Origin of the sequence: Brevundimonas sp. 1080 (assembly GCF_040545985.1) — a bacterium.
In the GTDB taxonomy this organism is placed as follows: Bacteria; Pseudomonadota; Alphaproteobacteria; order Caulobacterales; family Caulobacteraceae; genus Brevundimonas.
Genome location: NZ_JBEPMW010000001.1, coordinates 1017989 through 1032349, shown reverse-complemented (window position 1 = coordinate 1032349; position 14361 = coordinate 1017989). Strand labels below are relative to the sequence as shown.

At 64.2% G+C, this 14361-nt stretch carries 12 protein-coding genes and 1 tRNA gene; 7 read left to right on the top strand and 6 right to left on the bottom strand.

Features of this window, described 5'->3' with window-relative positions:
• The first annotated feature begins 156 nt into the window (after nucleotides 1-156).
• From ABIC32_RS05225 to ABIC32_RS05200, 6 genes are all read left to right on the top strand, one after another.
• Complete coding sequence (locus ABIC32_RS05225) at nucleotides 157-2307, top strand: FecR domain-containing protein (protein WP_354072821.1); 2151 nt, start codon at nucleotides 157-159, stop codon at nucleotides 2305-2307.
• 2 nt (nucleotides 2308-2309) lie between these two features.
• The gene (locus ABIC32_RS05220) at nucleotides 2310-4688 is read left to right on the top strand and encodes a putative bifunctional diguanylate cyclase/phosphodiesterase (protein ID WP_354072819.1); all 2379 of its coding nucleotides are present in this window, start codon (nucleotides 2310-2312) and stop codon (nucleotides 4686-4688) included.
• 407 nt (nucleotides 4689-5095) lie between these two features.
• Entirely contained in the window at nucleotides 5096-5359 is a 264-nt protein-coding gene (locus tag ABIC32_RS05215) for a hypothetical protein (RefSeq protein ID WP_165117595.1), read from the top strand.
• Nucleotides 5360-5468: 109 nt separating this feature from the next.
• Nucleotides 5469-6137 carry a phospholipase D-like domain-containing protein gene (locus tag ABIC32_RS05210; protein WP_354072817.1) on the top strand — a complete coding sequence of 223 codons (669 nt, stop codon included), beginning with the start codon at nucleotides 5469-5471 and terminating at the stop codon, nucleotides 6135-6137.
• Entirely contained in the window at nucleotides 6113-6700 is a 588-nt protein-coding gene (locus ABIC32_RS15255) for a phospholipase D-like domain-containing protein (RefSeq protein WP_502909305.1), read from the top strand. The genes ABIC32_RS05210 and ABIC32_RS15255 overlap by 25 nt, the downstream gene beginning before the upstream one ends.
• A gap of 168 nt (nucleotides 6701-6868) precedes the next feature.
• A complete protein-coding gene (locus ABIC32_RS05200) occupies nucleotides 6869-8803 on the top strand; it encodes a pentapeptide repeat-containing protein (RefSeq protein WP_354072813.1) in 1935 nt (644 codons plus the stop codon).
• Nucleotides 8804-9327: 524 nt separating this feature from the next.
• Here ABIC32_RS05200 and ABIC32_RS05195 read toward each other — a convergent pair.
• The 6 genes from ABIC32_RS05195 to ABIC32_RS05170 form a co-directional block, all read right to left on the bottom strand.
• A complete protein-coding gene (locus ABIC32_RS05195; protein WP_354072811.1) occupies nucleotides 9328-9528 on the bottom strand; it encodes a ComEA family DNA-binding protein in 201 nt (66 codons plus the stop codon).
• Nucleotides 9529-9673: 145 nt separating this feature from the next.
• Nucleotides 9674-9835, bottom strand: a complete 162-nt coding sequence (locus ABIC32_RS05190; protein ID WP_354072809.1) for a hypothetical protein — start codon at nucleotides 9833-9835, stop codon at nucleotides 9674-9676.
• 90 nt (nucleotides 9836-9925) lie between these two features.
• Nucleotides 9926-11959, bottom strand: coding sequence for a TonB-dependent receptor (locus ABIC32_RS05185; RefSeq protein WP_354072807.1), 2034 nt, complete (start codon nucleotides 11957-11959; stop codon nucleotides 9926-9928).
• 154 nt (nucleotides 11960-12113) lie between these two features.
• Nucleotides 12114-12190: transfer RNA gene (locus ABIC32_RS05180), tRNA-Arg, on the bottom strand.
• A 175-nt stretch (nucleotides 12191-12365) separates the two neighbouring features.
• Nucleotides 12366-13163 (bottom strand): SDR family oxidoreductase, encoded by a 798-nt coding sequence (locus tag ABIC32_RS05175; RefSeq protein ID WP_354072805.1) that lies wholly within the window; start codon nucleotides 13161-13163, stop codon nucleotides 12366-12368.
• Nucleotides 13160-13465 (bottom strand): 4a-hydroxytetrahydrobiopterin dehydratase, encoded by a 306-nt coding sequence (locus ABIC32_RS05170; RefSeq protein ID WP_354072803.1) that lies wholly within the window; start codon nucleotides 13463-13465, stop codon nucleotides 13160-13162. Before ABIC32_RS05170 ends, ABIC32_RS05175 begins: the two co-directional genes overlap by 4 nt.
• A 155-nt stretch (nucleotides 13466-13620) precedes the next feature.
• Here ABIC32_RS05170 and ABIC32_RS05165 point away from each other — a divergent pair, with 155 nt between their 5' ends.
• Nucleotides 13621-14322, top strand: a complete 702-nt coding sequence (locus tag ABIC32_RS05165; RefSeq protein WP_354072801.1) for a Crp/Fnr family transcriptional regulator — start codon at nucleotides 13621-13623, stop codon at nucleotides 14320-14322.
• The last annotated feature ends 39 nt before the right edge of the window (nucleotides 14323-14361 follow it).

The following is a 14361-nucleotide window of genomic DNA, read 5'->3' as shown; positions in this document are numbered from 1 at the left end:
AACCATGAAGTCGAAAAAATATGACGCACGCCGTTCTCCAAACACAGGAGATCATTTACGGCGTTCGGGCTAAAAATCGTATTAATATCACCAGTTAAGGGCTTGGCAGGCACGTGCTGATATCCAGAACATCAAACAGAATGTCTGGAGTGTGTGTTGGCCAATCGATACGCAATATTCTTCGCGGTCCTCTTCTTCTTCGTGCGCTACCCGACCCAGGCTCTTGCGGATGAATGGCGCATTAGAGAAGTGGCGGGCGTTGTTCGCGTGGCCATACCGGCGCGGCCCGCTGCAAACGGCTCGGTTGGGCAGGTGTTACCTACCGGAACCAGCGTCACGACAGGCGGAAACGGCCGTGCGATGATCACGAACGGTCAGCAAAGGGTCGTGGTAGGGCCGAACAGTCGCACCACTCTGGCGCCTGAAGTCGGCGGCATGACACGGGTTTTGCAGGACCTCGGTTCGGCCCTTTTCCAGGTTGATCGGCAGAGGCAGCCGCACTTCCGCGTGGAGACGCCATTGCTTGCCGCCGTGGTGAAGGGAACGACGTTTACAGTCACCGTCGACCCAATGGGCGACCGCGTGCATGTCGCCGAAGGTCTGGTCGAAGTTCGCGCCAACAACGGCAACGCCGTCAGCGACGTGGCGGCGGGCGCCACCGCCTTGGTTCCGCGTCAGCAACCGACCAGCGTCGAGGTTTCCACACCCGTTGCATTGGTTCCGATCGAAGCGGCGCCCGTTGCGGCGCCGAGCCTCGACTACGAGGCCTTGACCGATGGTCTGGTCCAGAACCCGCCCGCGACGGCGCCAGCGGCCACCACCACGACGGCGTCCACATCAAGCGCCTCGACCGTCGCGACGACAACGTCATCGGCTACGACCACAAGCACGGCTTCGGTTCCAGCGACGTCTTCAGCAGCGACTTCCACCGCTGCGGCAGGAAACTCCGGTTCAGGCGGAAACGCTTCATCTCCCCCCGCTGCAACCAACGCAAGCAATAATGCCGCAGCGGGCCCAGCTAACAGCGCCAATACCGGAGCGACTAATCCTGGCAACCCTGGCAACGGCAACCCGGGCTCGGGTAACCCCGGTTCCGGCAACCCCGGTTCCGGCAATCCGGGCAACGGCAATCCTGGCAACGGCAATCCTGGCAACGGCAACCCGGGCAACGGTAATCCAGGCAACGGCAACCCCGGCTCGGGCAACCCGGGCAATGGTAACCCCGGTTCCGGCAACCCCGGTTCCGGCAATCCCGGCTCGGGCAACCCCGGCAACGGCAATCCGGGCAACGGCAACCCTGGCAACGGCAATCCTGGCAACGGCAACCCGGGCAACGGCAACCCCGGCTCGGGCAATCCGGGCAATGGTAACCCCGGTTCCGGCAACCCCGGTTCCGGCAACCCCAGCTCGGGCAACCCCGGTTCCGGCAACCCCGGCAACGGCAACCCCGGCAACGGCAACCCGGGCAACGGCAACCCCGGCTCGGGCAATCCGGGCAATGGTAACCCCGGTTCCGGCAACCCCGGTTCCGGCAACCCCGGTTCCGGCAACCCCAGCTCGGGCAACCCCGGTTCCGGCAACCCCAGCTCGGGCAACCCCGGCAACGGCAACCCCGGCAACGGCAACCCGGGCAACGGCAATCCGGGCAACGGCAATCCGGGCAACGGCAATCCGGGCTCGGGCAACCCCGGCAACGGTAATCCTGGCAACGGCAACCCCGGCTCGGGCAATCCGGGCAACGGCAATCCTGGCAACGGCAACCCGGGCTCGGGTAACCCCGGCAACGGTAATCCAGGCAACGGCAATCCGGGCAACGGCAACCCTGGCAACGGCAATCCGGGCTCGGGCAACCCCGGCAACGGTAATCCTGGCAACGGCAATCCGGGCAACGGCAACCCTGGCAACGGCAACCCGGGCTCGGGTAACCCCGGTTCCGGCAACCCTGGTTCCGGCAATCCGGGCAACGGCAATCCGGGCTCGGGCAACCCCGGTAACGGTAATCCAGGCAACGGCAATCCGGGCAACGGCAATCCGGGCAACGGCAACCCTGGTTCGGGCAACCCAGGCAATGGAAACCCGGGCTCGGGTAACCCCGGTTCCGGCAATCCGGGCAACGGCAATCCGGGCTCGGGCAACCCCGGCAACGGCAACCCGGGCTCGGGTAACCCCGGTTCCGGCAACCCCGGTTCCGGCAATCCGGGCAACGGCAATCCGGGCTCGGGCAACCCTGGCTCGGGCAACCCAGGCAATGGCAACCCGGGTGGGGATGATCCCGGCAAGGGTGGTCCTCGGCCTCCGAAGCGGTGACCATGCGCGCTGCTGCTGATGAACTCGGTCGACGTCGACTTTCTGTCGTCGCCTGGTCCGTGCTGATCCTGGCGTTCGCGGGCATTGGAATGCTCGCGAACGCCTTCCGGCCCCTCGACGATGTTATCGCCTCTGCGCGGTTCTCGGTTCTGGAGCGGCCTGCCAGCCAGAGTCTGACGGTCGTCGAGATCGATTCCCGAAGCCTCATCGCCGCAGAGGCCTGGCCATGGGATCGGCGACGGTATGCCCAGGCGATCGACAATCTGATTTTGGCGGGCGCGACCCTGGTCGCGGTCGATGTCGATTTCAGCGCGCCGTCGAACCCCGCGTCCGATCAGGCGCTGGCGGCGGCGGTATCGCGCCACCCCGGCCAGGTGGCGTTGGCGACCTTTGAGCAGATGGCGTCATATGGCGCCGGCGAAAGACGCAGATCGGGCAATCGTCCGATCGCGCCGCTTCTGAATGATTCCTTGCTCGCTTCGGTCAATGTGCCTGTGGATGGCGACGGAAGGGTGCGCCATTACGATTATGGCGCCTCAGATGAAGCGCCGCCATCGGTCGCGGCCATCTTGGCCGATGCCTCGGTGCGACAGGGCGCTTTCACCGTCGATTTCGGGATCGAGCAGAAATCGATCCCCCACCTCAGTTTCGAGGACGTCTACAGCGGCCGCTTCGACCCCTCGCTCGTGCGCGGCAAGAAGATTCTGATGGGGGCGACGGCCTTGGAACTCGGCGACGAGTTCGCCACGCCCGTCGGGCTGTTGCCCGGCGTCATCATCCATGCCCTCGCCTACGAAAGTATCGCTGACGGACGGGCCCTGGTCAGCCTTAGCCCGCTGGCGCTTCTGATCCTGTGCGCCGGGCTCGTCGCGGCTTTACAGCCTGTGAGAAGCGGGGGCGGCGCCCTGTGGCGGCTGGTCGTGCGCCATGTCGCCATCACGGCCTTGATCGTCATCGCGCCGATCGTGCTTCAGGCCTTGCTGCCGGTCAGCATCGACATCGCCGCGCTTCTTTTCACGCAGACACTGATGGCGATCTGGGCGACCCGCGTGGAGTTGACGAGGCAAGCCAAGGCGATCGTGCAGGCGCGAGAGGCCGGCCTGCTTCATCTGGCGATGCACCAGCCGGAAACAGGGCTTCCCAATCGCCGAGCTCTGCTGGCGGGCATCGACGACCTGATCGCCACAGCCGAGACCAACGTCGCCGTGTTTGCGATCGGCGTGGATCGCCATGCGGAAATGCGCGGGGTCGTCGGTTACGACGTCGCGAACACCTTGATGGTCCAGCTTGCCGACCGCTTGGCCGATTTGGCCGACGTGGACCTAGTGGCGCAAATCGCGTCCTCGGTGCTCGCTTTCTCGCGGGCCGATCTGTCCGTCGATCAGCAACACGCCCTGGCCAGATCGCTTCGCGCCGTGGAAACGACCTTTACCGTCGACGGCCAGCCTCTAGATTTGTTCGTCCGCATCGGCAGCGCCTCACAGGATAGGCAGTCGGGGAGCGGCGACGCCCTGATCGAACGGGCAACGACGGCGCTTAACCAGGCCGATCTCTCGGACGACCGTACGGTGCTTTATGACGAGGCGTCCTTTGTCGATCCCGACAACAACCTCGCCCTGATGTCGGAACTTCGCGACGCCCTGCGCACGAGCGACGTCAGTCTGCACTATCAGCCCAAGCGCAAGACCTCGGACGGCTCAACGGCTTCGGTCGAGGCGCTCTGCCGCTGGCACCATCCCGTTCGCGGTCGGATCGGGCCGGACCTCTTCATTCCCATCGCCGAACAGACAGGACAGATCAGGGCGCTGACCGAATGGAGCATCGTCAAAGCGATCGAAGATCAGGCCGCGCTGAGGGCTCAGGGCGTTCATCTGGCGATCGCTCTGAATGTTTCGGGACGTCTTCTTGTGGATGAGGCCTTCCAGGCGCGTGCGCTCCAGTTGATCGAGGGCTGCGACGCCGATCTCATCTTCGAAATCACCGAAACCGCCGTCATCGAAAACCCGAAGATCGCGGCCCAAGCGATCGCGGCCTATCGGGCGGCGGGGGTGCGGATTTCGATCGACGACTACGGCGCCGGCCTATCTTCGCTCAGCTATCTGAAAATGCTGAACGCCGACGAGTTGAAGATTGACCGATCTCTGATCCTTGATGTCGTCAACAGCGCGCGTGATCGCCTGATTGTCAAATCCACCGTCGATTTGGCGCACGGCTTAGGCATGACCGTCGTGGCTGAAGGCGTTGAAACCGAGGAGGTCTTTGACGCCTTGTCGGCTCTGGGATGTGACACCATCCAAGGCTACTGGGTCTCCCGACCGCTGCCTTTCAGCGATCTGATGGCACTTTTCGACAATCATCATTCAGAACTGGCGATAGATTGATTTGGCTGCACCTGAGCCATATTCGGCCCCGATATCGAAAGAGCGTTCCAACGCCACCGCTTGTACGCCGTGCTGCGTACGACCTCGATTGTGGCGCTCAGTTTGACCTCGGAGCGGACCTTGCGAGTGTCCGCTATGGGTCGAGAACCGTCATGGGCTGTCAGCTGGAACTACGACTTTCGATCACACTGAATGTCGTGTTTGCGGCAGCCGGCGAATGACCGCTTCTGGCGCGAGGCTGATATTTGGCGTCCTACCTGAGACGTTTGCAGAAACTGCCGTCAGACGTTCGACACATCGAAGCCGGATCAGAAAATGTCTGTCGCCATCGGCAGGCCTTCGCCCTAGCCTGACGACGCTGCAATTGAAGGCGGATCAGCCGCCGGGTCAGCAAGAGGAAACACATCATGCGTATGCTGTATATCGCCGCCGCGGCCGCCTTGGCCTTGTCGGCTTGCTCCGAGCGGACCGAGGAAAACGCCGCCGCTACGGCGGAAAACGCCGGCGACACGGTCGCCTCGGCGGCCAGTGACACAGCCGCGAATGCGGACGCCGCCGCCGACGCAACCACCGATGCCGCCAAGGACGCGGCAGCTAACGCCGATGCCGCCGCCGATACCGCAGCGCGCAAGACCGATGCGGCCGCTGACGCTGCGTCCCGGACCCAGTAAGAGAAGCGTCGCGACGCTCTGGATGCCTGTCGGGGGCGTCGCGACATCTTCAATATGATGTAAGCAGTGCGACCGGCTCACCGGGCGATTTTGGTCGGGAGACCCGGACATGCTGGAAGTCGGAACCACCTGCTGGCGTGCCGAAGTCGCGCCCCGCGCCGCGCTGCTGGTGGACATGGAGCCTTATCTGGCGGCCGCAAAGGCGGCGATGAGCCAGGCGAGTCGGACCATCCACTTCCTGAACTGGGCCTTTGATCCCGACACCGTCGTTGATCACAAGCCCGCGGACGGCTCTGGTCCGCAAACAATCGGCCGCTTCCTCAAAGAGCTGTCGCAAGCTCGGCCGGACCTGGACATCCGGATCCTGTGCTGGAAGTCGCCCCTAGCCGTTGCGGCCACTCAGCGGTTCTTTCCCTGGCGCAGTCGTCGCTTCTTCGCCGACACGCGCGTCGATTTCCGTCTGGACGGAACCTTGCCGCCAGGCGCTTCCCACCACCAGAAGGTCATCATCGTCGATGACACCGTGGCCTTCTGCGGCAGTTGCGACATCGGTCCCGACCGCTGGGATAGCCCCGAACATCTCCACCCCGATCCGCGTCGCGGGAAGACCGAGAAGGGAACGCCCTGCTACGATTGCCGGCATGAGGTCATGGCGATGGTCGATGGTCCGCCGGCGGCCGCCCTGGGTGATCTCTTCCGCGAACGGTGGGCGAGAGCGACCGGAGAGCCGCTTGCCGCCCGAGCTGAAACCATTTGCGACGTCTGGCCGCCGCTGTGAGGCCCGATCTGGAAAACGTTGAGATCGGCGTGTCTCGAACCCAGGCCCCATGGAAAGATTTTCCGGAGTTGAGGCAAGGCGAGGCGGCCACATTGGCCGCCATCGCTGCGGCCAAAACGACCCTCTACATTGAGAACCAGTATTTCACCTCGCCCGTCGTCGCGGAGGCTATCGCCCAGCGGCTTGATGAAGCCGATGGCCCGGAGGTGATCCTGGTCTCGACCCAGCATTCGCCAAGCTGGTTCGATCAAATGACCATGGACAAGACGCGCTCGGCCTTTCTCAAGAGGCTAGAAGACGCCGATCGGCATGGGCGGTTCTCTCCGAACAGTCGAAGAAGAGCCTGGACCAAGGAACTCTTTCCCGCTCCGTTGCGGCCGATGAAGACGCTCGCTGCCGCATCCAGTTTCACGATCGTCGCCGAAGTGCCGGGGTTATCGGTGACTTCAGGCGCGGTCGCCCCAAAACTGCGGAAATTCCAGATTGTGAGTTGGTCGATGTACATGAAGGCCCCACTGTCTCAGAACGCCGTCGGAGTGGCGTCCAACGAACTAATCGCCTAACGGTTGTGTGGCTTGGGCGTTTGAAAGGCAACAGCTTGGCCGCCTCTGAAATTGCGCTGACCTTGATCGGTCTGGCCGCTCCAGAGTTTGCGCATATAGGCGCGAGCGATGGCGTAGATGAGCTAGGCGACGAACCGACGCCAGATCGGGCACACAAGGGCGGGGAAAATGAAGTCGGACAGCATCGCGGATCTGCGGGCGGAGTGGTGGCGGCGCTGGTGGCGACAGGATTATTCCTGGAACGGACTGGCCAATATCCGGGTCGCCGGATGGTTTCTTACGCCCGACGACCAGTTCACGCGCAACCGGCGGCAAGTCGGCGGCACGCGTCCCGCAACTCTACAGGATATCTGGCGCGAGGAGGAACACCGTCTCGAGACGGCGCCCAACGGGCAGGAGTATACGCGGGTACATACGCCGCTGGTGTGGCAGGATGGCTCGCCCGCCAAATCCGCCTGGATGTGGGAGGAGCAGGATGCGATAGACCGCTCCATCGACGCCGCCCTCAAGCGCTTTCCTAAAGAACTCCCGGTCAGCACCGAGCGGTCTGGCGGCAAACCCCCGAGGTTCCTGTCTTATACGACGGCGCCCGGCCTCCCGATGGACGGCGCGATCCTCGACGTCCTGCCGGACATCTGGTTGTCGGAAGCCTGCATCAAGGGACAAAGGCTCTACCTCGGAGAAGGACGTCTGCGCGGTCGTGCGTTGAAGAACCTGCATCTGCGTCGGGTGTTCGTCGACGACGACTTCGCCTTGGCCGGGGTGACCGAAGGGATGGACCTCCGGCTGTCAAGCGGCGTCGTGGCCGGGGCGATGACGTTCGCGAATATCGACGCGGGCCGTCTTCAATGCGCCCGTCTGACCTGCGCTGACGCGGTCTCCGCAGAAGCCATCACGTGCCCGGGCGGCGTGAGCTTTAACGGAGATGACTTCCGGGACGAAGTGCAGTTCGACGGCATCACCACGCGCCAACTGACCCTTGAGGAGTCGCGCATCGCGGACGATCTCCGGATCAGCAACGTCCAAGGGGACCTGTCCCTAGAGAGCGTGAAGATCGGCGGGGCCCTCAGCGTCTCCGGCTTCGAAGGCGAACAGCTCGAGGGCGACTACATGTCCGTCGAGAGGGACGCGGACTTTTCACTCGTCAAAACCGGTCTTTCGACGAGCTTCACGGAGACCCGCTGGGGACGCGCGCTGTCATTCGCGGAAGCGACCTTGTCCATGCCGATGTTCCATGGCGCGGAGTTCGGGGGAAAGGTCGGCTTCGATGACGTCACCTTCCAAAACCTGGTCAGTTTCGCCCGGGCGCATTTCCAGGGACCGGCCGACTTTCGGAACGTGATCTGGGAAGGAGTTGGCGGTGACCACGAGGGCGCGTTCAAGGAGACGCGTTTTGACAGCTTCGTCGATTTTCGCGGCATCGCATTCACCGCCTTCTCGGCGTTCAACGGTGCCATGTTCAAGGGCGAGATCCGGTTTGATCGCGATCTCGTCACCAACGACCGTCGCATGATCCCCATCATCAGGGCCGCGGACACTGACGAGGAGCGGCTAGGCCTCGAGCACGGCTTCCGCGCTCTCAAGCAGGCGGCGGAAGGCGTCAGGGACCGGTACCTGGAGCAGGCCCTGTTCAGGTACGAGCTCGTCTCGCGACGGCAGCAGACTACCACTCCAAGCGTGGAGCGATCGCTGTCCTGGCTGTTCGGCCTGTGTTCCAACTACGGGGCTTCGTTCCGCCGTCCTGTTGCCGCCGCCCTTGCGCTCTGGGCTTTCGGCGCGTGCGTCTACTTCGGGCTGGCCGCGATGACAGGGACGGAATCCCTCCAGTATTCAGTCACACCCGCTTGGCCCCACCGGGCATGGATCGAGGCGGCCAATCTATCGTCCCGGTCGATGGTCAATCTGTTCGGTATCTGGAACCTCAAACCGCTCGGGTCTGGCGAGCCGACGTCTGTCGCTCAGGCCATGGAATACGCGCTGCTCAGGGACAGCCCGGGGTTCGCGCTGGCGACGCGCCTGATTTCGTCGGTACAGTCCTTCCTCGCCGGCGTCCTACTGTTCCTCGTGGCGCTGGCGGCGAGGCGGCGGTTCCAGATCAATTAATGCGGGCGATCGGTCGGGTAACTGTCGCTCGGCACGGTCCCGGCATTCACTGGCGGGACCCTGGCTTGTAAAAAACTTGGAGGCTCCTCGGATTGAGGTCGCCTGTTGGGTCAACTTCTCGGATCACGGGCGGGTTGCGGGCGCAAGCGGACGCTTCGAAGGTCAGTACGGGTCGAGAGCAGACTTCGGGTTGCTGCGCTGAATGTCCGGTATCGGGCGACCAGCCCAAGACCGCTCTTGGCGCATTTGTGACTGTCAAAAATGACGGCGCGTGGCGACGTCCCGTCAAGCCGGAATATCGATCACGCCGAGTATACTATTGTGGCCAATGCGTGCTCCCGCACCCAAAACACCATAAAGCCCCACCGCACAAAGCCGTGGGGCTTTCTGACGTGTGGCGGGTTGGAGGTGCGTGGCGATTTAACCAACTCGGGAGCCCAGCCAATACCAAGGGTTCATGTCGCGGCATCTCTCAAAGCGTCACACTACCGTGGTTGTGGTCGCCGCTGTAATAAAGACATCGCCTAGCTGGCGTCACCAGGTTCGAAGTAAAGGTGCGCTTCGACGCCATCCGTTTTTTGGGCCAGACCCGGCACTTCGTAGAGTTGGCGAAGGCTGGTGAACAGACCGCGTTCCTCACGATAGCGGACGATCTCAAACCCATGGCCACGCAAAAGTTCAACGCCATCGAGTTCGGCCGCAGTGGCGGTGTTCAAGTCAATCATCTCTCGCGGTCCGCAGTAGAGCCTCGCGGCCGGTGGCCGCGGGATTGCGCGGGCTGGCGACTTCGCCGGCTGGTGAAGCGCTTAAGCGCTTGGAAGAGACGTGCAGCAAGCCAGGCCCTAACACAGGTCGGAAGGCTTCGAGCCCCTAGATGCCGCCGCTTCGCATGACGACGACTGCGATCAGCGTCAGGAAGACGACGGCTGCGGCCGCTATGGCGAGGGCCGTGATGCGAAAGGCGCCGCGTGTCGGCTTGTCGGGCCGGTCTTCGTAGCCGATCGGGACTTTGCGAGGTTCTTTTTCATTCATGGGCGATCAACGCACGGAGGCGGTTCGCGTTCGCCGACGCGTGTGAGCCTTCGGCGCAACCAAGACTGCGCCGAAGGCTCTCGATGTTTGTCAGAAGCGGTAGGCGACGCCGACCCGAAGGTTGCGCCCCGGCAGAGGGGCGATGTCCTTGAGGAAGGACACGTGTTCGCGGGCTTCCTCATCCGTCAGGTTCCGCGCCTCGGCGAACAGGGTGACGTTCTGCTGGGCGAAGGGGCGGACGGCCACCGAGGCGTTGACCAGGGTGTAGTCGTCGGTCGGCAGTTCGAATTCGTTGGCGACCCGGTCCTGCTCTCCGACATGGCGAACCTCGGCGCTGGCGTCGAACCTGGTCGATGTCCAGGCCAGGCGTCCGGTGACGGAGTAGGGCGGAATCCGCGCGGCAGGGCCGAAGTCCGTCTGGGCGTGGACATAGTCGGCCGCGCCTTCCAGCGACAGTTTGCGATCGCCGTCCTGCCAAAGCGCATAGGCGCCTTCCAGCTCGAAGCCATAGAATTTCGCGTCGGTCTGGACGAACCGATAGATGGGGAAGAACTCGTCCTCTTCCTCGAAATAGAACTGGTCGCCTGTCGGCCGTTCGTCGATGAAGCCGTTATACCAGGAGTGATAGACGTGCAGATCGCCGGTGAATCGGCCGCGGTCGTAGTGGGCGGTGCCCTCCAGCGTCGTCACCTTTTCGGAGTTCAGCGTCAGGTCGCCGGTCTCATAGGCAGCGGTGGCGATGTGGACGCCGTCGGCGAACAGCTCGACCTCGCTGGGCGCGCGCTCGTTGTGGGCCAGGCTGAGGCCCAGGAACAGACCGGCGGTCGGGCGGATGAAGGCGGCGGCGGACGCCGACCAATTGTCGAACTCGCGCGTGACTTCGCTGGCGCCGCCGATGGGCGTGCCGCTGAGTTCGCGCCGGTCATAACGCAGGCCGCCCTCGAAACCATGGTTGCCGAGGTCCAGACGCTGCACCGTATAGAGGCCGAGTTCGTCGATCTTGACGCTGGGCACGAAGGCCTCCTCGCCGATGGCCTCGAAGTTGCGCGACAGGGCCTGAACCCCGACGGCGCCGTTCCAGCCGTTGCGTTCGCGCTGAACCAGGTCCGCACGGCCTTCCCAGCCGTCGGAGTTGAAGATGGTGCCCGGTTCGCCCACGGCCTCGAACTCGGTGTGGGTGTAATCGGCATGGCCGTAGGAGCCGCGCAGGGCCGAGAAGGGCCCGCTGTCGAAACGGTATTCGCCGCGCGCGTCCCACCGCTTCTGGTTCAGCTTGATGAAGACCGATTCCTCGGCGACCGTTCCGTATTCGCTGTCGGTGTTCTTGTAGGAAACGCCGGCGAAGCCCTTGTCGCCGATGTAGGAACCGCCGACGCCCCAGGCTTCCAGATCGGTATAGCTGTTGGGCTGGGTTCCGGTGTCTTCGCGCGCAAGGCCTTCGGCGGCGGCGCGCCTGGCGGAAATGGCCGGGGCCGGGATGTCGTAGTCGTCGGTCTTGCGCTTCACGCCATCGACATTGAAGGCGAAGTTCCCACTGCCGACGGTCACGCGTCCGAAGGCGCTGCGGCCATCATCGACGCTGGACGCCTGGGTGGAGACCACGCCGGACACGCCCCCCTCGGGGATCTCGGTGGGGATGCGGTCGTCCAGAACGTTGACCACACCGCCGATGGCCGAACCGCCATAGACCAGCGTCGCGGGGCCGCGGATGATCTCGATACGATTGGCCTCGGCCGGATCGGTGGCCACGGCGTGGTCAGGCGACACAGAGCTTGCGTCGATCAGGCCGATGCCGTTGGTCAGCACCTGGACGCGCGGGCCGCTGAGGCCGCGAATGACGGGTCGGCTGGCGCCGGGCGCGAAGTCGGTCGAACGAATGCCCGGACGCCCGCTGAGCATGTCGCCGAGCGAGGCCGCCGGCGCCGTGGCCAGGGTCTGTTCGTCCACGACGTCCGTCGCGATCACCGAGGCCCGCTGGCTGATGCCATAGGGTGCGCCCGTCACGATGATGTCGCCCAACTCCGTCGGAGCCTGCGGTGCGGACTGCGCGGCGGCGGCGCCGGCCAGGATCGTGGAGCCTGCCGCCGCCATGAGCAGGGATCGCGAGACGCTTGAGGGACGCATAGAAAAACTCTCAGCCTGGGGAGGAAGTGACTTGTTACGAGATAACGTCACATAGGCTTTGCGCAATCAAGAACCCGACGACGATTTTGTGTTGAACGTGTCTTGGCGAGCATCGCGCGCCGGAGACGACGTCATGGACTATTTTGGAGGAGAATGGCGCACCCGACAGGATTCGAACCTGTGACCTCTGCCTTCGGAGGGCAGCACTCTATCCAGCTGAGCTACGGGTGCGTCGGCCGGCGCGACGCCGGAACAGGCCGCTTACAGCATGGCGCAAGCGGCCTCAATCCCGAATGCGCGGATGACGACCGGATGGCCGACATCAATCACCGACAAGGAAGGCCAACGGCCTCAAGCAGCGCGAAGCGCGATAGGCCCAAAAAGAAAGCAATAGGGCGCTCGCGCCCTATTGCGCCGTCATGCCGCCGTCGATCTTGAACTCCGATCCCGTGACGAACTTGGATTCGTCGGACGCCAGATAGAGGACGCAGTAGGCGACGTCGTCCGGTTCGCCGATCCGCTTCAAGGGAATGCCGCGCGCCAGGCGCTCGTGCGCCTTGTCCTCGTCCCCGCCGGCCAGGGCGATGAAGGGGTCCAGGATCGGGGTCTTGATGAAGACAGGGTGGACCGAGTTGCAGCGCACGTTCCATTCGGCCTTGGCGGCCTCAAGCGCCAGGGTCTTGGTGTACATCCAGACCGCCGCCTTGGTGGCGTTATAGGCGCCCATGCCGGGGGCGGCCGCGAGCCCTGCGATCGAGGAGATGTTGATGATCGAGGCCGGAGCCGAGGCGCGCAGATGCGGCATGGCGTGTTTGGCCCCCAGCATGATGGAGCGCAGATTGATCTCGTACTGACGCTGCCAGTTCTCGATCGTGTCCTGCTCGACGAAGGCCAGGGGGCCGCCGACGCCGGCGTTGTTGACCAGCACCGACAGGCCGCCGAGATCGGCGACAGCGGCGGCGATCACGCCTTCCCATTCGGCCTCGCTGGCCACGTCGTGGGCATAGGCGAAGGCGGCGTCCGGAACTTCCGCATTGATCCGGCTCGCCAAGGCTTGAGCGCGTGCGGCGTCGATGTCGGTGACGGCGACGCGGGCGCCCTCGCGGGCCAGCATGAAGGCCATGGCTTCGCCCAGGCCGCCGGCCGCGCCGGTGATCAGGGCCGTCTTGCCGGCGACGCGGCCGGAACGCGCGGAGCCGCTCACGACTTCACTCCCATGCCGGCGGCGGCGGCGTCAATGAAGCGGGCCAAGGTCACGTCCTTGTCCGTCACGCCATCGGCGTCGTGGGTGGTGAGCAGGATCTCGACGCGGTCGTAGACATTCGACCATTCGGGATGGTGGTCCATCTTGTCGGCCATCAGGGCGACGCGGGTCATGAAGCCGAAGGCGGCGTTGAAATCCGCGAACTTCAGCGTCCGCGTGATGGCCGGGCGATCGCCGTCATGCGCTCGCCAGGCGGGCAAACCCTTCAGCGTTTCCGCTACGTCAAGCCGTGTGTCGGTCATCGCGTTTCCTCTTTTTCTTTGGCGTAGGGCGCCTGATGGATGGCGGCAAGCGGCGAAGCCGCGCGGATCCGTCCAGGGAACCCATGGTCAAGCTTGTGCATTGATCGAGCAGCGATCGTCGCTCTTCGGCGTCATCGGTCGCCAGCGGGGTTAGGATGGAAAATCTCTGGATCGCCGCTCTGGATGCGGCCGACCGCAAGCGGATCGAACCGCATTTGAAAGAGCGCGAAATCACACGCGGCCAGATGCTCTATGACGCCGGCGAGGCGGTCGATCAGGTGTGGTTTCCGATCAAGGGCGTGGTGTCGGTGATGACCATCCTGCCCGATGACAAGATGGTGGAGACGGCCGCCATAGGGCGCGAAGGCCTGATCGGCGTCACCTGCGGACCCTTCAACGCCCGCGCCGCCAGTCGGGCCATTTCCCAACGCGACGGGATCGCGGCCCATTGCTCGGCCGAGGTGTTCGGCGAGGCGCTGGAGGACAGCGAGACGCTGCGCTCGGCCCTGTCGCGCTTCACTGAAGGCTTGATGGCGCAGGTGCAGCAGGCGGCCGCTTGCAACGCCCAGCATCGGCTGGACGAACGGCTGGCCCGCTGGCTGCTGATGCTCCACGACCGGGCCGAGGACGACCGGATCGATCTGACGCAGGCTGATATTGCCGGCATGCTGGGCGTGCGTCGCGCCACGGTGTCGGAGGTCGGCACGGTGCTGGAGCGCAAGTCTCTGATCCAGCGGGGGCGCGGCTGGGTCAAGGTGCTGGATCGCGACGGTCTGGAGGCGGCGTCGTGCGGCTGTTACGGCCTGATGCGCGACGTGATGAAGGATTTGAAACTGCCGCAGCCCGAAGCGGCATGATCGGGTGTCTCATTGGATGACGGGGGCGCTGCGACGCGC

Coding starts and splice junctions, on each gene's coding strand:
- ABIC32_RS05165 (WP_354072801.1), top strand. CDS start 13,621: ATGGAAAATCTCTGGATCGCCGCTCTGGATGCGGCCGACCGCAAGCGG.
- ABIC32_RS05210 (WP_354072817.1), top strand. CDS start 5,469: ATGCTGGAAGTCGGAACCACCTGCTGGCGTGCCGAAGTCGCGCCCCGC.
- ABIC32_RS05200 (WP_354072813.1), top strand. CDS start 6,869: ATGAAGTCGGACAGCATCGCGGATCTGCGGGCGGAGTGGTGGCGGCGC.
- ABIC32_RS05170 (WP_354072803.1), bottom strand. CDS start 13,465: ATGACCGACACACGGCTTGACGTAGCGGAAACGCTGAAGGGTTTGCCC.
- ABIC32_RS05220 (WP_354072819.1), top strand. CDS start 2,310: ATGCGCGCTGCTGCTGATGAACTCGGTCGACGTCGACTTTCTGTCGTC.
- ABIC32_RS05185 (WP_354072807.1), bottom strand. CDS start 11,959: ATGCGTCCCTCAAGCGTCTCGCGATCCCTGCTCATGGCGGCGGCAGGC.
- ABIC32_RS05195 (WP_354072811.1), bottom strand. CDS start 9,528: ATGATTGACTTGAACACCGCCACTGCGGCCGAACTCGATGGCGTTGAA.
- ABIC32_RS05215 (WP_165117595.1), top strand. CDS start 5,096: ATGCGTATGCTGTATATCGCCGCCGCGGCCGCCTTGGCCTTGTCGGCT.
- ABIC32_RS05190 (WP_354072809.1), bottom strand. CDS start 9,835: ATGAATGAAAAAGAACCTCGCAAAGTCCCGATCGGCTACGAAGACCGG.